The sequence below is a fragment of the Sulfitobacter sp. TCYB15 genome (assembly GCF_040435955.1).
Taxonomy (GTDB): domain Bacteria; phylum Pseudomonadota; class Alphaproteobacteria; order Rhodobacterales; family Rhodobacteraceae; genus Sulfitobacter; species Sulfitobacter pontiacus.
Genome location: NZ_CP159193.1, coordinates 2,193,485 through 2,212,662, shown reverse-complemented (window position 1 = coordinate 2,212,662; position 19,178 = coordinate 2,193,485). Strand labels below are relative to the sequence as shown.

The window sequence follows — 19,178 nt, the reverse complement described above, 5'->3', positions numbered from 1 at the left end:
TGTCACGCGACTGTCATGATCCACTGCTAGAGGGTAAGGCAAAGCCCGTGAAAAGGAACCGACCTTGACCCTCCTGCAGCCCGATCTTCTGCCTCTGACAGCGCGTGACATCAGCTATGCCTATTCCGCCAAATCGCGGCCCGCGCGTGCCTTCATCCGCCTGATGGAGAATAGCACAGGGCGGTTGGGGCTGATGAAACGCGCAACCGGCTATGAAGACGACATGGCGCGCGGGATGGGGTTTTTTGACGTGATGGTGCAGCGCTATGGGCTGACGCTTGACGTCGTGGGGGGCAGTCTGGCGAATATCCCTGAAACGGGGCCTGTCATCGCGCTGGCGAACCATCCTTACGGTATTCTGGACGGGTTGATGCTGGGGCATATGCTGTCGCGCCGCCGGGACGGGTTCAAGATCATGGCCCATTCGGTCTTTAACCGCGCGCCCGACCTGAACCGCCATTTGCTGCCGATCAGTTTTGACGAGGACAAGGCCGCGCTGGCGCTGAACCTGCGCACGCGCAAGACCGCGCTGGAGTATCTGGGGCAGGGGGGCGCGGTTGGTATCTTTCCGGGGGGCACCGTCAGCACCAGCGCACGGCCGTTTTCGCGCCCCATGGACCCGGGCTGGCGCAGCTTTACCGCCCGCATGATCGCGAAATCGGATGCCACCGTCGTGCCGATCTACTTTGATGGCCACACCAGCCGCCTGTTCCAGATTGCCAGCCATCTGCATCACACCCTGCGCATGGGACTGCTGATCAAGGAATTCCGCAAACGGGTCGACACGCCCGTGCGCGTGGTCATCGGCGAACCCATCGGCAGAAACGTGCTGGACCCCATGGCAAAAGACGCAAAAGCTATGATGGATTTCCTGCGCAAAGCGACGTATGAGTTGTCACCAGACCCGGCAAAATCCTTTGATCTGGGGTTTGAATTTGAAGATCGGCATCGTGCCGACAGGTGACGGCAAGGTGTTATGGCAGTTGGTATTTTCGATTCTGGGCTAGGCGGGCTGACCGTTTGGGATGCCGTGCAGGCACAGCTACCGGATGTGGATTTCGTGTATTTGGCCGATAGCGCCCATGCACCCTACGGCGTGCGTAACGCGGATGACATTTATAACCTGACCACTGCTGCAACCCAGCGTCTGTTCGATGCAGGCTGCGATCTGGTGATCTTGGCGTGCAACACGGCCTCTGCCGCGGCGCTACGCCGGATGCAGGAAGGGTGGATCCCGTCGGACAAGCGCGTGTTGGGCGTCTTTGTGCCGCTGATCGAGGCGATGACAGAACGCCAATGGGGCGACAATTCCCCCCCGCGCGAGGTGGATCTCAAGCACGTGGCGCTGTTTGCGACGCCCGCAACGGTGGCAAGCCGTGCGTTCCAGCGTGAGCTGGCCTTTCGGGCGATCGGCGTCGATGTCGAAGCGCAGGCCTGTGGGGGTGTCGTGGATGCGATCGAGGATGGTGATTTCATCCTCGCCGAAGCGCTGGTGCGCAGCCATGTGGACGCGCTGAAACGCAAGATGCCCGCGCCCGAAGCGGCCATTCTGGGCTGCACCCATTACCCGCTGATGCAGGAAACCTTTCAGGACGCGCTTGGCCCCGATGTCAAAGTGTTCAGCCAGGCCAATCTGGTCGCCCATAGTCTGAGCGACTATCTAAAGCGTCACCCCAATATGCTGGGCACGGGCGAGGCGGCTTTCCTGACCACGGGCGACCCCAAAAAGGTCAGCAGCCGTGCCACGCAATTCTTGCGACGACCGTTGACCTTTCAAGCGGCCTAACACGTATTTGCTAACACTTTCCGAACGGAACCCGACATGACCCATAATATCGCCATCCTTGGTGCCTCCGGCTATACCGGAGCCGAGCTGATCCGGCTGATCGCTGGCCATTCCTCTATGCAGATCAAAGCTTTGGGGGCAAACTCCAAGGCGGGGCAAACCATCGCAGAGGTGTTTCCACACCTGCGCCATCTCGACCTGCCCGCATTGGTCACCATTGAAGAGATCGATTTCTCGGACATTGACCTGTGCTTTTGCGCCTTGCCGCATAAAACCAGCCAAGAGGTCATCGCGAACCTGCCTAAAGACCTGAAAATCGTCGATCTTTCGGCAGATTTCCGGCTGCGCGACCCCGAGGCTTACGCCAAGTGGTACGGCAACCCCCATGCCGCGCTGGAGCAGCAGAAAGAGGCGGTCTATGGCCTCACCGAATTCTACCGCGAAGAGATCAAATCCGCGCGTCTTGTGGCCGGTACGGGCTGTAACGCCGCCACCGGTCAGTTTGCCCTGCGCCCCTTGATCGAAAAAGGCGTGATTGATCTGGACGACATCATCCTTGACCTCAAATGCGCCGTGTCCGGTGCGGGGCGGTCGTTGAAGGAAAACCTGCTGCATGCAGAACTGTCCGAGGGGTATCACGCCTATTCCCTTGGTGGGACGCACCGCCATCTGGGTGAGTTTGATCAGGAGTTTTCCGCCATTGCCGGCCGTCCGGTTAAGGTGCAGTTCACCCCTCATCTGGTGCCCGCCAACCGCGGGATTTTGGCGACCGTCTATGTCAAAGGCGACGCCGAGGTGATCCACAAAACCCTTGCCGCGGCCTATGATGCCGAGCCCTTTATCGAGGTGCTGCCCATGGGGGAGGCCCCGAGCACGCGCCATATTCGCGGGTCGAACTTCTGTCATATCGGCGTGGTGGCAGACCGGATCGACGGCCGCGCCATTGTGGTTGCCGCGCTCGATAATTTGACCAAGGGCTCCAGCGGGCAGGCGTTGCAAAACGCCAACCTGATGTTAGGTATTGACGAGGTCGAGGGGCTGATGATGGCTCCGCTATTTCCCTGAGGGCGCATGAAAAGTCTTAAAAAGCAACGGCGTATCCAGATCATCGGCGTCGCGGTCGTGGCACTTGTGCTGTCCACGGCGCTGATTGGATATGCCATGCGCGACGGGATCAACTTTTTCCGCGCGCCCAGTCAGGTGATCGCCGAACCCCCCGGCCCGACAGAGGTTTTCCGCATCGGTGGCCTGGTCGAAGAAGGCAGCCTTGTGCGCGGGAATGGTCTGACGATCCGCTTTTCCGTGACCGATGGCGGCGCGGCTGTGCCTGTGACCTACAGCGGGGTATTGCCCGATCTGTTCGAGGAAAATCAAGGCATGGTAGGGACAGGGCGTTACATCAACGGCACCTTCGAAGCGACTGAAATCCTTGCCAAACATGACGAGACCTACATGCCGAAAGAGGTCGTCGACGCCCTGAAAGAGCAAGGCGTTTATGTTGCCCCCGAGGGGTGATACGTACGGGCCTGCCGGGTTTCGTTAACATCTGAGACGTCATTCTTGCAGCAGTGCAACCTGCAAGAAGGGCCAATTTGATGCAAACTGTTGAGGAAATTGCAAAGTCCATCGTCGCGCGTGAGGGGGGCTTTGTGAATGACCCCGATGATCCGGGCGGGGCAACGAACCACGGCGTCACCATCCACACACTGCGTCGGCTGGGGCTGGATGTGAACCGTGACGGCGCAGTGAATCTCGCCGATGTTCAAGAGCTTACTCAAGATCAAGCGACCGAGATATTCATCACCCATTACTTCCACAAACCCAAGATCGCGCAGCTGCCCCGTCCGCTCCAGCCCTCCGTTTTCGACATGTACGTGAATGCGGGGGCGAATGCGGTGAAGATTCTTCAGCGATTGTTAAGAGATATGGGGTTTGATGTGGCCGTGGACGGGGTGCTTGGACCGCAAACGCTTGGCGCTACGGGGCGCGCCTATGCCGCTGCACCTGCGCAGATGGTGGACGCCTACGCCGTGGCGCGGCGCAACTATTACTTTGGGCTGGCGGATCAGCGCCCCGCAAGTCGCAAATACGCCCGCACAAGGGCCGGAAAGAAAGGAGGATGGATCAAACGGGCTGAGGAATTCATGTCGCCGCGGTACCATCTGAGCATCCGTGACTTTAACGAAAGGGTCGCGGCATGGGGATGATTGATACCGCGCTTGCGTTGGTCTTTGGTGACGGCCGCAATGTGGTGCGCGACACGGTCGAGGTGTTTCGCGCCAATGCGGAAAAGACGGCCGGCCGTGATGCAACCGCGCGGGAACAGGCTATGGTGCAATTTGGGGCGGAATTCGCTGTGCCCCGCAAGGGACGGTTTGACCGTTTCATGGACGGGCTGAACCGGCTTCCGCGTCCAGCGCTGGCGCTTGGTACCTTGGGCTTGTTCATCACGGCGATGGTTGACCCGGTCTGGTTTGCCAGCCGGATGCAGGGCGTGTCGCTGGTGCCGGAGCCGTTATGGTGGCTTCTGGGGGTTATCGTGTCTTTCTACTTTGGCGCGCGGCATCAGGTAAAAACACAAGAGTTCCAACGCTCTATCGCGCGCACCATTGCGCAGACACCAACGGTGATGCGACATATCAAAGAGCTGGAAACGCTACGTGTTGATGGTGTTGAAGAAGGGGCCCTGCGGGATCTGGAAGGCGTATCTAGCGCAGTGCGCGACAGATCGGACAACGCGGCGCTTGCGGACTGGCGCAGGGTTGCAGGCTAAGGGAGACCCTGCGACGCTTTGCTGCGCACAGTCGTGTGATTTCGCGGTGAATCGGCATGGTATGGGGCGGTGCTCCGCTCTATGATCGGGGTATGATTACAGAGCTCGGACATTTCGCCCTTATCCTCGCCTTCGGCGTTGCCATCGTTCAGATGGTCGTGCCCCTGATTGGTGCCCATAAACGCTGGCCCGGTTGGATGGCCGTGGCAGAGCCCGCCGCCGGGGCGCAATTCGCCCTGACATTGCTGGCGTTTGGGGCGTTGATGTGGGCCTTTGTCACCTCTGATTTCTCGCTGCGATTGGTGGTGTTGAACAGCCACTCGATGAAGCCGCTTTTGTATAAAATCAGCGGTACTTGGGGCAATCATGAAGGCTCAATGCTGCTGTGGGTGCTCATTGTCTCGCTATTCGGGGCGATGGCCGCGTGGTTCGGGGGGAATCTACCGCCGACTTTGCGGGCGCGGGTTCTTTCTGTGCAAGCCGCAATCGGTGTGGCGTTTTTTGCCTTCATCCTGTTCACATCCAACCCGTTCTTGCGGCTGGCGACGCCACCTTTTGACGGGCAGGATTTGAACCCGCTTCTGCAGGACCCCGGGCTCGCCTTCCACCCGCCGTTTTTATATTTAGGGTATGTCGGCCTTTCGATGACCTTCAGCTTTGCCGTTGCCGCCTTGATCGAAGGGCGGATCGATGCTGCTTGGGGCCGGTGGGTGCGCCCTTGGACCTTGGCGGCGTGGGTGTTTTTGACGATCGGCATCGCGCTCGGGTCCTGGTGGGCCTATTACGAACTTGGCTGGGGCGGGTTCTGGTTCTGGGATCCCGTTGAAAACGCTAGCTTTATGCCCTGGCTTCTGGCGGCGGCGCTGCTTCATTCCGCCATCGTTGTGGAGAAACGAGAAAGCCTGAAAAGCTGGACGATCCTGCTTGCGATCCTGGCTTTTGGCTTCTCGCTGATTGGGACGTTTATCGTCAGGTCCGGGTTGCTAACCTCGGTCCACGCCTTTGCGAATGACCCCGAACGCGGCGTGTTTATCCTGATGATCATGGCGTTTTTCATGGGCGGTGCGCTGGTTCTGTTCGCGGCGCGCGCCAGCGCGTTAGAGGCGAAAGGCGTGTTCAGCATGGTCAGCCGAGAGTCGGCTTTGCTGGTAAACAACGTATTGCTCGCCGTTGCCTGTTTCGTCGTGTTCATTGGCACGATGTGGCCGCTGCTGGCCGAAATGTTCTTCGACAGAAAATTGAGCGTTGGCCCCCCGTTTTTTAACGCCGCCTTTACGCCTTTCATGATTATGCTGGGGCTGATCCTACCGATCGGGTCGGCGATGCCTTGGAAGCGTGCGGTGATTTCGCGGGCGCTAAAGCCGCTACGCTACGCCTTTGTATTGGCGATTGCGATTGGGGGGCTGGCCTACGCGATGCAGTCGGGGCGCAGCTTGCTGGGGCCGCTCGGGTTGTTCTTGGGGGCGTGGATCGTGATGGGCACCGTTGTTGATCTGTGGGGGCGCACGGGGCGCGGTAGTAACCGGCTGCGCCGGCTTGGGCGGTTGCCGCGTGCGGATTGGGGCAAGATGGTGGCCCACGCCGGCCTTGGGGTGACCATGGCGGGGGTGGCTGGCCTGACCGCGTGGTCGATTGATGACATCCGCGCCGTTCCGCTGGGGGACTCCTACGATGTGGGGCGCTATACCGTGCAGCTGGACGATGTGACTCAGGGCCAGGGGCCGAATTATACGGCGACGACCGGCAGCGTGACATTGTTCCACGACGGGGAAGGGATTGCGCAGTTGCGACCGGAGAAACGCTTCTATCCCGTGGCGCAGATGCCCACGACCGAAGCGGCGATCGACTATAATCTGCTGCGCGATGTCTATGTCGTGATCGGGGATGAACAGGCAAATGGCGGCTGGGTGGTGCGCACTTATGTCAAGCCGCTGACCAACTGGATTTGGATCGGCTGCGCGCTGATGGCCCTTGGCGGCGTGTTAAGCCTTTCGGACCGGCGCTACCGCGTTGCGGCAGGGGCGGCGAAATCAAAGCCGGTGCCTGCAGAATGAGAGCGCTGATCCTTGCGCTAATGTTGCTTGTAGCACCTGTGCTATCGGTTGCGCCGACCTGGGCCGTGCAGCCGGACGAGGTGCTCTCGGATCCTGCACTTGAGCAACGCGCGCGCAGCTTGTCGAAAGGGTTGCGTTGCCTTGTGTGCCGGAACGAAAGCATCGACGAAAGCAACGCCAGCCTTGCGCGCGACCTGCGTATCCTGCTGCGCGAACGTCTGGTGGCCGGTGATAGCGACGAAGAGGCGGTCGCTTATATCGTCGACCGCTATGGTGAATATGTCCTGCTGAACCCGCCTGCGCGGGGATCGACCTGGGTGTTATGGGCGGCAGGGCCCCTCATGCTATTGATCGCGGCGGGGGTCGGGTTTGGCTACCTGCGCGGTCGTGCGAAGGCACCGTCCGCGGAACAGGCCCCGCTCAGCGCGCAAGAACAGGCGCGGCTGGACGACATTCTGAAGCGATAACGCGGGGTTTCACTGGCGGTGGCCTGTCGTATGGGTAAGGTGCGGGGGAAATCTAGATGAGGAACCCGTGCCATGGACTATCAAACCCTGACCTATGAACTGACCGACGGGCTGGCCGTGGTCACCATGAACCGCCCCGACAAGATGAACGCGCTGACCACGCAAATGCGGGCAGAGATCGAGCACGCGTTTACCCAAGCGGGCAAAGACGCGCGTTGTGTGGTCATCACCGGTGCCGGTCGTGCGTTTTGCACCGGTCAGGATCTCAGCGACAGCAGCAGCAAGGGCTCGCTGGATCTGGAACGCACCCTGCGCGAGGAATACGGCCCCATGCTGCGGGCGATCACAAACTGTCCGGTGCCAACGATCGCCGCGGTCAATGGTCCTGCGGCGGGGGCAGGGGCGAACCTCGCACTGGCGACGGATGTGGTCTTTGCGACGGAATCTTCCTATTTTCTGCAAGCATTTACGCGCATTGGACTGATGCCCGATGCGGGCGGCACCTATACGTTGCCCCGCCAGATGGGCACGGCCAAGGCTATGGGCGCGGCCTTGTTCGCGGATAAAATCTCTGCCCGTCAGGCGGATGACTGGGGGATGATCTGGGAAGCGGTGGCCGATGCCGCGTTTGACGCCCATTGGCGTGCCAAGGCGGCGCATCTGGCGCAAGGTCCGACCGCAGCCTATGCCGCTGCCAAGAACGCCATTCGCGCAAGCTGGGACAATACGCTGGAGGATCAGTTGTCGCTAGAGGCGCAGGAACAAGGCAAATGCGGGCAATCACGTGATTTCAAAGAGGGCGTGATGGCCTTTATGCAGAAACGCCCCGCGAGCTTCGAGGGCCGCTAATCCCACTAGACCGAGCGTTCGACCAACAACACGTCATCGGGGTTGAGGGTCGGACGCGAGGCGCTGGCAACCACAGCCACCGCTATCCCGTCGGCGAGCACCGTGTGCACGCTGCCTGACACTTGCTTGACCGTGATCCGCGGCGGCGTCTGGCCCTTGTCATAGACCACCGCGATCTGGTCACATTTCTGTTCGATATCATGCACGAACGATCCCTGCGGCGCGGGGTGATGCCGTGCGGTCTTGCAGCTTAGGCTGGTCGCGTTATCCCATTGCAGGCGAGGCCGAGGGTCGTTCATCCGGTCATCCTTTCCGCGGGGGGCAGCGGGCGTATTGGGTTCTGCCGTGCATCGCACAGGGTAAAGCTGCACTGAATTGACGATGAATCTGGGATGATCGGGGCGGTTGGTCAATCAATTTTGACCATTATGCGTAGCTTGGAAACAACAACACAAAACTGCCATATTTCGGACGCTATGGTTTCGAAATGGGGAAAAGTGAGTTGAAACAGTGGGCTGGAAAGAGGCGCTTTGATCACGGGACGCTTTCTGGCGAGCTTTCAGGTGATTCTCTTTGTCCTGGGTTTCAGGCAGCGGTAGCACACCGTGAAACGCAAAACGCCCCGCCGTGAGGGCGGGGCGTTTTGACTAATGTACTGACATTCAGCGCTTTTCGATATCCACATAGTCGCGTGGTGTTTCGCCAAGATACAGCTGACGGGGACGCCCGATTTTCAGCTGAGGATCGCTGATCTGCTCTTTCCACTGCGAGATCCAGCCAACGGTCCGTGCCAGCGCAAAGATCGGCGTGAACATCGACGTGGGGAAACCCATCGCTTCGAGGATGATGCCCGAGTAGAAATCGACGTTCGGGAACAGCTTCTTCTCTGCAAAATACGGATCTTCCAGCGCCTGTTTTTCAAGCTCTTTCGCGACCTGCAGGATTGGGTTGTTTTCGACACCCAGCAGCTCAAGCACTTCGTCCGCGCTTTCTTTCATCACGGTCGCGCGTGGGTCGTGGTTCTTGTAGACGCGGTGACCAAAGCCCATCAGGCGGAACGGGTCGTTCTTGTCCTTGGCGCGGGCGATGAATTCAGGGATGCGGTCCGGTGTGCCGATCTCTTTCAGCATTTCCAGACATGCCTGGTTCGCCCCGCCATGCGCCGGCCCCCAAAGGCAGGCGATGCCGGCAGCGATACAGGCAAAGGGGTTCGCCCCGGAAGAGGACGCCAGACGCACGGTCGATGTCGATGCGTTCTGTTCGTGGTCCGCGTGCAGCGTAAAGATGCGGTCCATCGCACGGGCAAGGATGGGGTCGACGACATAATCCTCGGCAGGGACGGCGAAACACATGCGCAGGAAGTTACCGGCATAGTCTACGTCGTTGCGCGGATAGATGAACGGCTGACCGATGGTGTACTTATAGGCCATCGCGGCAATCGTCGGCATCTTGGCGATCAGACGGATCGTTGCCACTTCGCGCTGGTGCGCGTCGTTGATGTCGGTGCTGTCGTGGTAGAAGGCAGACATCGCGCCCACAACGCCGACCATGATCGCCATCGGGTGTGCATCACGGCGGAAACCACGGAAGAAGTTGATCATCTGTTCGTGGATCATGGTGTGGTTGGTCACCAGATTTTCGAACTCTTCCAGCTGCGCGGCAGAGGGCAGTTCGCCATACAGCAGCAGGTAGCACACTTCGAGGTAGTGAGATTCGCTGGCCAGTTGGTCGATCGGATACCCACGGTGCAGCAACACGCCTTCGTCACCGTCAATGAAGGTGATCGTGCTGTCACAGGCCGCTGTCGAGGTGAAGCCAGGGTCATATGTGAACACATTCGCCTGAGAGAACAGCTTGCGGATGTCCATGACATCCGGGCCCGCCGACGGGGAATAGATCGGCAGTTCAAAGCTGTTCCCGTCAATGGTCAACGTTGCGGATTTTGTACTTTCGGCCATGAAGTCCCTTCCTATCGTTTTATCGACGTGCGTTATGCCGTCGACTGGGGAGATACCGAAACGGTCCGCCCCTCAGTTATTGTTGAGCATATCAGGAATATGCTTTTGCATATCTTAGATAGCCGCATCGTTTAAACGGGCAAGGCTTTCGTCACGCCCAAGTACCAGCATCATATCGAAAACTGATGGGGTTGCTGCCCGCCCGGCGAGTGCCGCGCGCAGCGGCCCCGCCAGTTTGCCGAATTTGGTGTCCCGCGCGGCGGCAAAGCCGTTCAGCGCCTCCTCCAGCGTTTCTCTGTCCCAAGTAACATTCTGCAACTGCGGCGTCAATTCAGTCAGCATACCACGGGATACATTGTCCAAGTGCTTGTCTGCCTTCTCGTCCGGTTGGATGGGGCGTTCGGCGAGGATAAATTCAGCTTTTTCAAGGAGATCAGGAAATTTCTTCGCGCGATCCTTTAAGCAATACATCGCCCGCTCCAACCCGTCAGCTTGCGCTTTTGTGAGCGCGGGCAGACCGGCAGCGGTCAAATAGGCCTCGATCTCGTGCCGCAATGCAGCATCATCCGCCGCGGCGATGTGCTGCCCACAGATGTTTTCCAGCTTCTTGAGGTCGAATTGCGCGGGGCTTTTGCGGATACCGTCCAGATCGAACCATTCTTGCGCTTGGGCGTCGGTGAAGAATTCGTCGTCCCCATGGCTCCACCCCAGACGGGCGAGGTAGTTGCGCATACCGGCCGCGGGAAAGCCCATTGCCTGATATTCCTGCGCGCCCAAAGCGCCGTGACGTTTCGACAGTTTCTTGCCATCCGCGCCGTGGATCAGCGGGATATGCGCCCAGACCGGCACGTCCCAGCCCATAGCGTTGTAAATCATCATCTGGCGCGCGGCGTTGTTGAGGTGATCATCCCCGCGGATCACATGGGTCACGCCCATGTCATGGTCATCAACAACAACGGCCAGCATATAGACGGGCGTACCATCGGAACGTAACAGCACCATGTCATCAAGCTGGTCGTTCCCGATCACCACGTCGCCCTGGACCGCGTCGCGGATGACGGTTTCGCCCGTCAACGGGGCCTTGATCCGTACGACATAGGGGGCGTCGGGGTGCGTTTCGGGCGCGGCGTCACGCCAGGGTGATTGGTAGAGGGTGCTGCGCCCCTCGGCCTTGGCCTGATCCCGGAACGCGGCGATTTCTTCTTGCGAGGCAAAGCACTTATAGGCCTTTCCTTCGGCAAGAAGCTGCAGCGCCACCTCGGCGTGACGGGGGGCGTTTTCGAACTGGCTGACCACGTCACCGTCGTGATCCAGTCCCAGCCACGCCATGCCCTGCAGAATCGCTTCGGTTGCCTCGGGGGTGTGGCGCTGGCGGTCGGTGTCTTCGATGCGCAGCAGGAATTTACCGCCCCGACCGCGCGCATAAAGCCAACTAAACAGCGCCGTCCGCGCGCCGCCGATGTGCAGATAACCGGTAGGAGACGGGGCGAAACGGGTAACGACAGGCGTTGTCATGAGCGGAGGATCCTTTGCAGCAGAAGTTCACGGAAAACGCCCGTTCGGGGTGCCGTTTATCATTTGCTAACTCCTTTGGAGATAGCGTCCCCGACTATCTACCCAGTGCAGAGAACGGGGGCAAGTATGGGGCTGTTGTCCTATATGGCGCAGAGCATGCGCGCACAGCGGGGGCATCTGATCGGCTGGGTGCCGGTGTGTCTGGCTGTGGGGATCGGCAGCTATTTTGCGCTGCGGGCCGAGCCTTCGCTAACAGTTCTGTTTTGGGTCGCGGGCGGGGCGGCGCTGCTGGGGGTTGCGGCCTTTCTGGCGGGCGAGGTCGCGGGGCCTGTTTTGTTGGGCGCGGCCTTGGCGTTGGTCGGTTTTGATCTGGCGGCGTGGCGGGCTCATGCTGTCGGCGGGCCGGTGCTGGGGTGGCGCTATTACGGCCCGATCGCGGGGCGCGTCGTGGCGGTGGATCGCAGCCAGTCCGACGCCTTGCGGCTGACGCTGGATCGGGTTGTGCTGGAACGGGTCTCTGCTGCGCGTACGCCGCTACATGTGCGCGTGTCCTTGCACGGCGACAGACGCTTTGACGCGGATATCACGCCGGGGTTGGGGGTGATGACCACGGGGCATCTGTCGCCGCCAAGCGGCCCGGTCGAGCCTGAGGGCTTTGATTTCCAGCGGCATGCATGGTTCGCGGGCTTGGGCGCTGTGGGGTACAGTCGCACCCCTTTACTGGCGGCGACACCGGCTGAGGCGGGGCATGGCGGGCTGGCGGTCTTTCGGGCGCGCATGGCGGCCTCGGCCCGGATTCAGCGGATCTTGCCGGGTGATATCGGCGGGTTTGCCACGGCGATCACCACCGGCGACCGCAGCGCCATCAGCCAGGACGCGCTGCAGGATCTGCGCGCCAGCAACCTTGCGCATCTACTGGCGATCTCGGGTTTGCACATGGGGTTGCTGAGCGCGGTGGTCTTTGGCGCGTTGCGGATCGTGCTGACGTTGGTGCCGTGGATCGCGCTGCACTGGCCCACGCGCAGTATCGCAGCGGCAGGGGCGCTGGTGGCGGCCAGCGGCTATCTGCTGTTGTCGGGGGGTAATGTCGCAACCGAACGCGCGTTCATCATGGTCGCCGTGGCCCTTGGCGCGTTGATCATCGGGCGACGGGCGCTGACCCTGCGGGCCGTGGCGATTGCAGCCACGGTCGTGTTGGTCCTGCGGCCAGAGGCATTGACGGGGCCGGGGTTCCAGATGTCCTTTGCCGCCACCACGGGGTTGGTTGCGATCTTTGGCTGGTTGCGCAACGCCGAGGTCTCGCTTGGGCCGAAGTGGCTGGCACCGGCTGTGGCGACGGTGATTTCCTCGGCTGTGGCGGGGGGCTTTACCGCGCCCATCGGGGCGGCCCATTTCAACACGATTGCGCAGTATGGCTTGGTCGCGAACCTGCTGTCGGTCCCGCTGATGGGGATCTTGGTGATGCCGGCCGCCGTGGCTGCCTTGGTCATGGCTCCGCTGGGGCTAGAGTGGATCCCCCTGCAGGTCATGGGCGCAGGGTTGCGCTGGATCTTGCTGGTCGCGCAAGGCGTGGCAGAGATCGACGGGGCGCAGGGGCATGTGGCCGCCCCCGGCCCTTGGGTGCTGCCGCTGCTGGCGCTCGGGTTTTTGTGGCTGTTGCTGTGGCAGGGTTGGTTGCGATTTGCCGGTTTGGGGGCCGTGATTGCAGCGGGGGTATTGTGGCACGGTGCAGAGCGTCCGACGGTGCTGATCTCGGACACCGGCAGTCTGGTGGGGGTGATGACCCCCACGGGCCGTGCGCTGAGCAAGGCAAAAGGCGCAGGCTTTGTCGCGCTCAACTGGCTGGAGAATGACGGCGACGGCGCCGATCAGGCCCAAGCCGCAGCGCGTTGGCCCACAAGGTCAAAGATCGGGGAACGAGAGGTGATCCACCTGTCCGGCAAGCGCGCGCGGGCGGCGTTCGGGGCGTGCCGTGCGGATCAGATCATCGTGCTGTCAGTTGTGCCCGATCCGCCGCTGACGGGCGGCTGCGATGTGTTTGACCCCGACCGGTTACGCTCCACGGGGGCAGTCGCACTCACCCTCGACAAGGGGTGGGTCACTATGCAAACGGCCCGCCAAAAGGCGGGCACGCGGTTGTGGACAGCATGGCCCAAGGACAGGCCGCCGCGGTAGCAAGCATCAGTAGGTGCGGATCAACCCGACCAGACGTCCCTGCACCTTGACCTTATCCGACGGCAGAACCCGCGTTTCATAGGCGGGGTTAGCGGCTTCGAGTGCGACAGAGCTGCCGTGACGGCGGAATTTCTTGAGCGTCGCCTCGTGGTCTTCGACCAGCGCAACCACGATATCCCCATCATCCGCGACAGAGGTTTCGCGGATGATCACCACGTCGCCATCATTGATCCCTGCGTCGATCATGGAATCACCCTGCACCTCCAAAGCGTAATGTTCGCCGCTGCCGCTGATCATCCCGCCGGGGACGGCGACAGATTGGGTCATGGTGCTGATCGCCTCGATCGGGACACCGGCGGCGATCCGGCCCATCATCGGCACATCAAAGGATGACGCGCTGACCGGCTGCGCGGCAGAGGGGGGCGGCCCATCGGGGCGGTCGCCGTCAATCACGCGCGGGGTAAAGCCCGCACCGGACAGTGTGCCCAAGCTATCGGGCAGTTTCACCACCTCTATCGCGCGGGCGCGATGCGCCAGGCGGCGGATGAATCCGCGTTCCTCAAGCGCTGTGATCAGACGGTGGATGCCGGATTTGGACCGCAGATCAAGCGCTTCTTTCATCTCGTCAAAACTGGGCGGCACGCCGTCGCGCTGCACACGTTTGTGAATAAAGGCCAGCAGATCGAGTTGTTTCTTGGTCAGCATCCGGACATTCCCCGTTTCTATTTGGGGTTTGTTCTAGGGATGTTCCTGTTTTGTGTCAACCGTCAGAGGGGAATACAGCCTATGATCGCTCCGGCAGTGCGGGCCCCATCGTGGGGCGGGCGGACCATCAGGACATCGGCGCGCGACAGGATACCCAGCAGCGAACTGTCCTGATTATCTTCGGGCAGGACGGCACCGTCACGGACCATCGCACGCATATAATGTTCGCGTGGCCCATTGGCGGGAAGATCAACGCCAAGCGGCAGATCGACCCGTGCGGCGGGCGCGGCGGGCAGGCCCAGCATCTTGCGCAGCACCGGCACGACAAAGACCGTCCCGCAGACCATCGCCGACACCGGATTGCCGGGCAGGCCGATCATCGGTACATCACGCAGCCGCCCCGCCATAAGAGGTTTGCCGGGGCGCATCGCGACTTTGTAGAAAGACTGCGCCATCCCCATCTCCGCAGCGACGGGGGCGACCAGATCGTGGTCTCCGACAGAGGCACCGCCGATGGTGATGATCAGATCGGCATCCTGCGCCATGGTGAAGGCTTGGGTCAGCGAGGGCACCGTGTCGCGGGCAATCGGGATCATGCGGCACTGCGCACCATGCTGTTCAAGCAGGGCGGCCAGACCATAGGTATTGGAGGCGATGATCTGGTCGGGGTTCGGCACTTCGCCGGGTTGCACCAGCTCGTCCCCGGTGGCGATGATTGCGACGCGTGGTTTGGCATAGACCGGCACCGTCGCCACATTCATCGACGCCAGCAGCGCGATATCGGCAGGGCGCAGCAGGCGCGGCGCATCCATCGTGTCGCCTGCATGGAAATCCCCACCGGCGGGGCGGATATTGGTCTTGGGGCCGATGTCATGGCCCAGCATGATCAGATCGCCACGCCGGGTCGTATCCTCTTGGATCACAACGAAATCAGCGCCTTCGGGGACTGGGGCGCCAGTAAAGATGCGCACGGCCTGACCGGCCTTGACCACGCCGTCAAATCGATGGCCCGCCGCCGCTTCGCCGATGACCTTGAACATCGCGTCGGGCTCGACCTCTGTCTGGCGCAGGGCATAGCCATCCATAGAGGAGGCCGCGAAAGGCGGCTGGGTGCGGGTGGCAACACCATCGCGCGCCAGCACACGGCCCGCGGCCTGACGCAGCGGGACCACTTCTACTTCGGTGGCGGTGACGAGATCAAAGAGATGCGACAGGGCGTCGCTGACAGAGATCATTCTGCCTCGTATCGGCCCGATTTGCCGCCGTCTTTCAGCACGACCCGCAGGCCGCCGATCTCCATGCCTTTGTCCACGGCCTTGGCCATGTCATAGACAGTCAGCGCGGTGACAGAGGCGGCGGTCAGCGCCTCCATCTCGACGCCGGTCTGTCCGGTGGTCTTGACGGTCGCGGCAATGCGCAGGCCAGGCAGGTCGGCATCGGGTGTCAGCTCAACCGACACTTTGGTGATCGGCAGAGGGTGGCACAGCGGAATCAGATCGGCGGTGCGCTTTGCAGCCATGATCCCCGCCAGACGGGCCACCCCCATGACGTCACCCTTTTTAGCGCGTCCTTCGGTAATGATATCAAAGGTTTCGCGCAACATCTTGATGTGGGTTTCAGCAACGGCCACCCGCGACGTCACGGGTTTGTCCGACACGTCGACCATATGCGCGTCACCCTTACCGTCAAAATGCGTGAGCGCCATTACATACCCCCCGGCCGCAGCGGTGTGGCCAGCAGATTGCGGGTTGCGACCTCTACATCGTCCTGACGCATCAGGCTTTCCCCGATCAGGAACACGCGCGATCCGTATTTCGCCATATCGGCCAGATCTTCGGGCGTGTTCAGCCCGCTTTCAGACACGATCATCTTTTCCACATCCACATGTTTCGACAGGCGGCGCGTGGTATCAAGCGTCGTCTCGAAGGTTTTGAGGTTGCGGTTGTTGATCCCCATCATGCGGCTTTTCAGCACGGCGGCGCGGTCCAGCTCTTCCTTGTCATGCACCTCGATCAGCGCGTCCATGCCCCATTGTGCGGCGGCGTCCTCAAGCTCGATCGCTTGAGCATCGCTGACAGAGGCCATGATGATCAGGATACAATCGGCCCCAAGCGCGCGGGCTTCGGCAACCTGATAGGGGTCGTACATGAAATCCTTGCGCAGCACGGGCAGGGTGCAGGCCTCGCGGGCGGCGACAAGATATTCCTTGGCCCCCTGAAAGCTGGGCGTGTCTGTCAGCACCGACAGACAGGTCGCGCCACCGGCGGCATAGGCAGCGGCCAGTGTGGCGGGGTCGAAATCGGCGCGGATCAACCCTTTGGACGGGCTTGCCTTCTTGACCTCGGCAATCAGCCCGTACCCCTCGCGCGAGGCGTCGAACAACGCGTCGGCAAAGGGGCGCACGGGCGAGGCGGCGCGCGCCTCTGCCTCTACGGCCTCAAGCGGTTTGGCGGCCTTGTCGGCGGCGATCTCTTCCAGCTTGTAGGCTTTGATCTTGTCTAGGATGGTGCCAGTGTTGGTATCGGTCATGATGTCTCCGGTGTTGCCCAGTTTATGGCCGCTTGGCCTTGGGCGTGCAACCAGTCATTGCAGCGCGAGAAGGGGCGTGACCCGAAAAACCCACGCCGCGCGGACAGGGGCGACGGGTGCGGGGTTTCGAGTTTGAAGTTCGATCCCCCGTCCACATCCCGCGCGACTTTTTGGGCATGCGCACCCCACAGCAAATAGGCGCGGGGACGGTCGGCCAAGTGGCCAAGAATTTGCGTGGTCAGCTGCTGCCAGCCCAGTTTTCCATGGCCGCCTGCGTCCCCCGCGGCCACGGTCAATGTAGTATTTAACAACAGCACGCCCTGATCCGCCCAGAACCGCAGATCGGCATCCGGTGGGCAGGCGCCGATGTCATCCACCATTTCCTTATAGATATTGGACAGAGAACGGGGCAGCGGTTTGGTATCGGCGCGCGCGGAAAAGGCAAAGCCGTGGGCGTGGCCGGGGGTGGGATAGGGGTCTTGCCCCAGGATCACCACGCGCACCGCGTCGGGCTGGGTATGTTCCAGCGCGGCGAAAACCTGCGGTCGGGGCGGCAGCGTCTCGCGCGGGTCCGCAGCCAGCGCGGCGGCGATGCCGGGCAGGGTATCGTCAAAGAACGCAAGGTCGCGCCAGGCCCCGAGGCGCGACAGGTCAAAACGGCTCATGCGGTCTGGGTGATCCGCGCGACTTGGGTGATCTTGTCACGGGCCGCACCGCTGTCGATGCTGTGGCGTGCCATCTCTACCCCCGCTTTCAGATCGGGTGCGGCATCGGCCACGACCAGCGCCGCCGCCGAATTGAGCAAGACCGCATCTCGGTAGGCCGATGGGGTTCCGTCCAGCAGCGCGTTGAAATCACGCGCGTTTTCTTCGGGTGTGCCGCCGATGATATCCTCGAACGGATGGACTGGCAGGCCCGCGTCTTCGGGCGTGATCTCGAATTCGGAAATGGTGCCATCAGGGTTCAGCGCGGCGATCCAGCTGGTGCCGGTGATCGTCAGCTCGTCCGTCCCGTCGGAGCCATGCACAAGCCACGCTTTTTCAGAGCCAAGCGCGCCAAGTGTTTCGGCCATCGGGCGGATCAGATCGCGGCGATAGGCACCGGTCAGCTGCCGTTTGACGCCCGCAGGGTTGGTTAGCGGGCCGAGGATGTTGAAGATCGTCCGTGTGCCCAGTTCGGACCGCGTGGGCATGACATGGGCAATCGCGGGATGGTGCATCGGGGCCATCATAAAGCCGATGCCCGCATCGCGCAGGGCGGCCTCGACCACCTTGGGCCCGACCATCACCTTGAGCCCCATCTGCGTCAGCGCATCCGCCGCGCCGGATTTGGACGACAGGTTACGGTTGCCATGTTTCGCCACCACGACGCCCGCGCCGGCCACGACAAAGGCCGTCGCGGTAGAGATATTCAGCGTGCCCTTGCCATCACCGCCGGTGCCCACGATGTCCATCGCGCCCTCGGGGGCGGTGACGGGGTTGCATTTGGCGCGCATGACATGGGCGGCGGCGGCATATTCATCCACCGTCTCGCCACGGGTGCGCAGGGCCATCAGGAAACCACCGATCTGGCTGGGAGTCGCTTCGCCCTCAAACAGGATCTGGAACGCGGTCTCGGCCTGATCCCGGGTCAGCGGGCCATTGGCGGCCGCATCGATCAGAGGTTTCAGAGCATCGCTCATGCGGGCACCTTTACGTTGTTCAGGAAGTTTTGCAGCATCTGGTGACCGTGATCCGAACGGATCGATTCCGGGTGGAACTGCACGCCATGCAGCGGCAGGTCACGGTGCTGCAGGCCCATGATCGTGCCGTCCTCAAGCTCTGCCGTGATCTCAAGACAGTCGGGCAGGGTGGCGCGGTCAACGATCAGCGAATGATAGCGTGTCGCGGCAAAGGGCGATGGCAGCCCCGCAAAGACGCCCTGACCCTTGTGGTGCATCATGCCCATCTTGCCGTGCACGATCTCGCCCGCGCGCACGACCTTGCCGCCGAACGCCTGACCCAGCGTCTGATGGCCAAGGCACACACCCAAAAGCGGCGTGCTTGTTTCGGCGGCGGCTGCCGTCAGCGCAAGGCAGATGCCCGCTTGATCCGGGTCGCAGGGGCCGGGCGACAGGATGATCCCCGCGGGGTTCATCGCCATCGCGGCCTGCACGTCGATCTGGTCGTTGCGGCGGATTTCGACTTCGGCCCCGAGGTCACCCAGATAGTGTACGAGGTTGTAGGTGAAGCTATCGTAGTTATCTATCAAGAGCAGCATGCAGCAATTCTTTGTATTGGGGCAGGGTTTAGGGCTAGAGGAACCGCGCAAAACCACGGTATAATGTCCGCTGATACATGTTCAGGGTTAAGACCTATCGTCAAGGGC

At 61.5% G+C, this 19,178-nt stretch carries 20 protein-coding genes; 10 read left to right on the top strand and 10 right to left on the bottom strand.

Features of this window, described 5'->3' with window-relative positions:
* The first annotated feature begins 64 nt into the window (after positions 1 to 64).
* The 9 genes from ABM428_RS10615 to ABM428_RS10575 all read left to right on the top strand — a co-directional run bounded on the left by ABM428_RS10615 (position 65) and on the right by ABM428_RS10575 (position 7,929).
* Positions 65 to 964 carry a lysophospholipid acyltransferase family protein gene (locus ABM428_RS10615; protein ID WP_240790815.1) on the top strand — a complete coding sequence of 300 codons (900 nt, stop codon included), beginning with the start codon at positions 65 to 67 and terminating at the stop codon, positions 962 to 964.
* Between the two features lie 12 nt (positions 965 to 976).
* Positions 977 to 1,786 carry a glutamate racemase gene (locus tag ABM428_RS10610; RefSeq protein ID WP_005853874.1) on the top strand — a complete coding sequence of 270 codons (810 nt, stop codon included), beginning with the start codon at positions 977 to 979 and terminating at the stop codon, positions 1,784 to 1,786.
* 36 nt (positions 1,787 to 1,822) lie between these two features.
* Positions 1,823 to 2,851: an N-acetyl-gamma-glutamyl-phosphate reductase gene (gene argC, locus ABM428_RS10605; protein ID WP_005853872.1), complete on the top strand. Its 1,029-nt coding sequence runs from the start codon at positions 1,823 to 1,825 to the stop codon at positions 2,849 to 2,851.
* Positions 2,852 to 2,857: 6 nt separating this feature from the next.
* Positions 2,858 to 3,301: a cytochrome c maturation protein CcmE gene (gene ccmE / locus ABM428_RS10600; RefSeq protein ID WP_132997245.1), complete on the top strand. Its 444-nt coding sequence runs from the start codon at positions 2,858 to 2,860 to the stop codon at positions 3,299 to 3,301.
* Between the two features lie 80 nt (positions 3,302 to 3,381).
* Entirely contained in the window at positions 3,382 to 3,993 is a 612-nt protein-coding gene (locus tag ABM428_RS10595; RefSeq protein ID WP_074634384.1) for a holin-associated N-acetylmuramidase, read from the top strand.
* The gene (locus ABM428_RS10590; protein WP_132997244.1) at positions 3,984 to 4,559 is read left to right on the top strand and encodes a holin family protein; all 576 of its coding nucleotides are present in this window, start codon (positions 3,984 to 3,986) and stop codon (positions 4,557 to 4,559) included. Before ABM428_RS10595 ends, ABM428_RS10590 begins: the two co-directional genes overlap by 10 nt.
* Before the next feature lie 92 nt (positions 4,560 to 4,651).
* Positions 4,652 to 6,613 (top strand): heme lyase CcmF/NrfE family subunit, encoded by a 1,962-nt coding sequence (locus ABM428_RS10585; RefSeq protein ID WP_353627918.1) that lies wholly within the window; start codon positions 4,652 to 4,654, stop codon positions 6,611 to 6,613.
* On the top strand, positions 6,610 to 7,080 hold the full coding sequence (locus ABM428_RS10580; RefSeq protein ID WP_243250358.1) for a cytochrome c-type biogenesis protein: 471 nt from the start codon (positions 6,610 to 6,612) through the stop codon (positions 7,078 to 7,080). The genes ABM428_RS10585 and ABM428_RS10580 overlap by 4 nt, the downstream gene beginning before the upstream one ends.
* 72 nt (positions 7,081 to 7,152) lie before the next feature.
* Positions 7,153 to 7,929 (top strand): enoyl-CoA hydratase-related protein, encoded by a 777-nt coding sequence (locus tag ABM428_RS10575; RefSeq protein WP_132997241.1) that lies wholly within the window; start codon positions 7,153 to 7,155, stop codon positions 7,927 to 7,929.
* Positions 7,930 to 7,934: 5 nt separating this feature from the next.
* Here the strand turns inward: ABM428_RS10575 and ABM428_RS10570 are convergent, their stop codons facing one another.
* From ABM428_RS10570 to gltX, 3 genes are all read right to left on the bottom strand, one after another.
* Complete coding sequence (locus ABM428_RS10570; RefSeq protein ID WP_005853859.1) at positions 7,935 to 8,228, bottom strand: hypothetical protein; 294 nt, start codon at positions 8,226 to 8,228, stop codon at positions 7,935 to 7,937.
* Positions 8,229 to 8,591: 363 nt separating this feature from the next.
* Positions 8,592 to 9,887, bottom strand: coding sequence for a citrate synthase (gene gltA / locus ABM428_RS10565; RefSeq protein ID WP_037944428.1), 1,296 nt, complete (start codon positions 9,885 to 9,887; stop codon positions 8,592 to 8,594).
* Positions 9,888 to 10,001: 114 nt separating this feature from the next.
* A complete protein-coding gene (gene gltX / locus ABM428_RS10560) occupies positions 10,002 to 11,402 on the bottom strand; it encodes a glutamate--tRNA ligase (protein WP_037944427.1) in 1,401 nt (466 codons plus the stop codon).
* Positions 11,403 to 11,528: 126 nt separating this feature from the next.
* On the opposite strand from gltX, the gene ABM428_RS10555 reads away from it, so the two are divergent.
* Positions 11,529 to 13,577: a ComEC/Rec2 family competence protein gene (locus tag ABM428_RS10555; RefSeq protein WP_353627917.1), complete on the top strand. Its 2,049-nt coding sequence runs from the start codon at positions 11,529 to 11,531 to the stop codon at positions 13,575 to 13,577.
* Positions 13,578 to 13,583: 6 nt separating this feature from the next.
* Here ABM428_RS10555 and lexA read toward each other — a convergent pair whose 3' ends face one another.
* From lexA to ABM428_RS10520, 7 genes are all read right to left on the bottom strand, one after another.
* On the bottom strand, positions 13,584 to 14,282 hold the full coding sequence (gene lexA / locus ABM428_RS10550; protein WP_184581900.1) for a transcriptional repressor LexA: 699 nt from the start codon (positions 14,280 to 14,282) through the stop codon (positions 13,584 to 13,586).
* Positions 14,283 to 14,344: 62 nt separating this feature from the next.
* A complete protein-coding gene (glp, locus tag ABM428_RS10545) occupies positions 14,345 to 15,517 on the bottom strand; it encodes a gephyrin-like molybdotransferase Glp (protein WP_353627916.1) in 1,173 nt (390 codons plus the stop codon).
* A complete protein-coding gene (gene moaC, locus ABM428_RS10540; RefSeq protein WP_037944424.1) occupies positions 15,514 to 15,987 on the bottom strand; it encodes a cyclic pyranopterin monophosphate synthase MoaC in 474 nt (157 codons plus the stop codon). The genes glp and moaC overlap by 4 nt, the downstream gene beginning before the upstream one ends.
* Positions 15,987 to 16,811: an indole-3-glycerol phosphate synthase TrpC gene (gene trpC, locus ABM428_RS10535; RefSeq protein WP_009824807.1), complete on the bottom strand. Its 825-nt coding sequence runs from the start codon at positions 16,809 to 16,811 to the stop codon at positions 15,987 to 15,989. Before trpC ends, moaC begins: the two co-directional genes overlap by 1 nt.
* Positions 16,808 to 17,476 carry a uracil-DNA glycosylase gene (locus ABM428_RS10530; RefSeq protein ID WP_132997238.1) on the bottom strand — a complete coding sequence of 223 codons (669 nt, stop codon included), beginning with the start codon at positions 17,474 to 17,476 and terminating at the stop codon, positions 16,808 to 16,810. Before ABM428_RS10530 ends, trpC begins: the two co-directional genes overlap by 4 nt.
* Positions 17,473 to 18,492, bottom strand: a complete 1,020-nt coding sequence (gene trpD, locus ABM428_RS10525; RefSeq protein ID WP_180827812.1) for an anthranilate phosphoribosyltransferase — start codon at positions 18,490 to 18,492, stop codon at positions 17,473 to 17,475. Before trpD ends, ABM428_RS10530 begins: the two co-directional genes overlap by 4 nt.
* On the bottom strand, positions 18,489 to 19,070 hold the full coding sequence (locus tag ABM428_RS10520; protein ID WP_005853838.1) for an aminodeoxychorismate/anthranilate synthase component II: 582 nt from the start codon (positions 19,068 to 19,070) through the stop codon (positions 18,489 to 18,491). The genes trpD and ABM428_RS10520 overlap by 4 nt, the downstream gene beginning before the upstream one ends.
* Positions 19,071 to 19,178: the final 108 nt, after the last annotated feature.

What these genes read in the sequence shown, in the direction of transcription:
- trpD (WP_180827812.1), bottom strand. Translation starts at nt 18,492, where the DNA reads ATGAGCGATGCTCTGAAACCTCTGATCGATGCGGCCGCCAATGGCCCG.
- ABM428_RS10585 (WP_353627918.1), top strand. Translation starts at nt 4,652, where the DNA reads ATGATTACAGAGCTCGGACATTTCGCCCTTATCCTCGCCTTCGGCGTT.
- trpC (WP_009824807.1), bottom strand. Translation starts at nt 16,811, where the DNA reads ATGACCGATACCAACACTGGCACCATCCTAGACAAGATCAAAGCCTAC.
- moaC (WP_037944424.1), bottom strand. Translation starts at nt 15,987, where the DNA reads ATGGCGCTCACGCATTTTGACGGTAAGGGTGACGCGCATATGGTCGAC.
- glp (WP_353627916.1), bottom strand. Translation starts at nt 15,517, where the DNA reads ATGATCTCTGTCAGCGACGCCCTGTCGCATCTCTTTGATCTCGTCACC.
- ABM428_RS10580 (WP_243250358.1), top strand. Translation starts at nt 6,610, where the DNA reads ATGAGAGCGCTGATCCTTGCGCTAATGTTGCTTGTAGCACCTGTGCTA.
- ABM428_RS10520 (WP_005853838.1), bottom strand. Translation starts at nt 19,070, where the DNA reads ATGCTGCTCTTGATAGATAACTACGATAGCTTCACCTACAACCTCGTA.
- ABM428_RS10595 (WP_074634384.1), top strand. Translation starts at nt 3,382, where the DNA reads ATGCAAACTGTTGAGGAAATTGCAAAGTCCATCGTCGCGCGTGAGGGG.
- ABM428_RS10610 (WP_005853874.1), top strand. Translation starts at nt 977, where the DNA reads ATGGCAGTTGGTATTTTCGATTCTGGGCTAGGCGGGCTGACCGTTTGG.
- ccmE (WP_132997245.1), top strand. Translation starts at nt 2,858, where the DNA reads ATGAAAAGTCTTAAAAAGCAACGGCGTATCCAGATCATCGGCGTCGCG.
- ABM428_RS10570 (WP_005853859.1), bottom strand. Translation starts at nt 8,228, where the DNA reads ATGAACGACCCTCGGCCTCGCCTGCAATGGGATAACGCGACCAGCCTA.
- argC (WP_005853872.1), top strand. Translation starts at nt 1,823, where the DNA reads ATGACCCATAATATCGCCATCCTTGGTGCCTCCGGCTATACCGGAGCC.
- ABM428_RS10555 (WP_353627917.1), top strand. Translation starts at nt 11,529, where the DNA reads ATGGGGCTGTTGTCCTATATGGCGCAGAGCATGCGCGCACAGCGGGGG.
- lexA (WP_184581900.1), bottom strand. Translation starts at nt 14,282, where the DNA reads ATGCTGACCAAGAAACAACTCGATCTGCTGGCCTTTATTCACAAACGT.
- ABM428_RS10530 (WP_132997238.1), bottom strand. Translation starts at nt 17,476, where the DNA reads ATGAGCCGTTTTGACCTGTCGCGCCTCGGGGCCTGGCGCGACCTTGCG.
- ABM428_RS10590 (WP_132997244.1), top strand. Translation starts at nt 3,984, where the DNA reads ATGGGGATGATTGATACCGCGCTTGCGTTGGTCTTTGGTGACGGCCGC.
- ABM428_RS10575 (WP_132997241.1), top strand. Translation starts at nt 7,153, where the DNA reads ATGGACTATCAAACCCTGACCTATGAACTGACCGACGGGCTGGCCGTG.
- gltX (WP_037944427.1), bottom strand. Translation starts at nt 11,402, where the DNA reads ATGACAACGCCTGTCGTTACCCGTTTCGCCCCGTCTCCTACCGGTTAT.
- gltA (WP_037944428.1), bottom strand. Translation starts at nt 9,887, where the DNA reads ATGGCCGAAAGTACAAAATCCGCAACGTTGACCATTGACGGGAACAGC.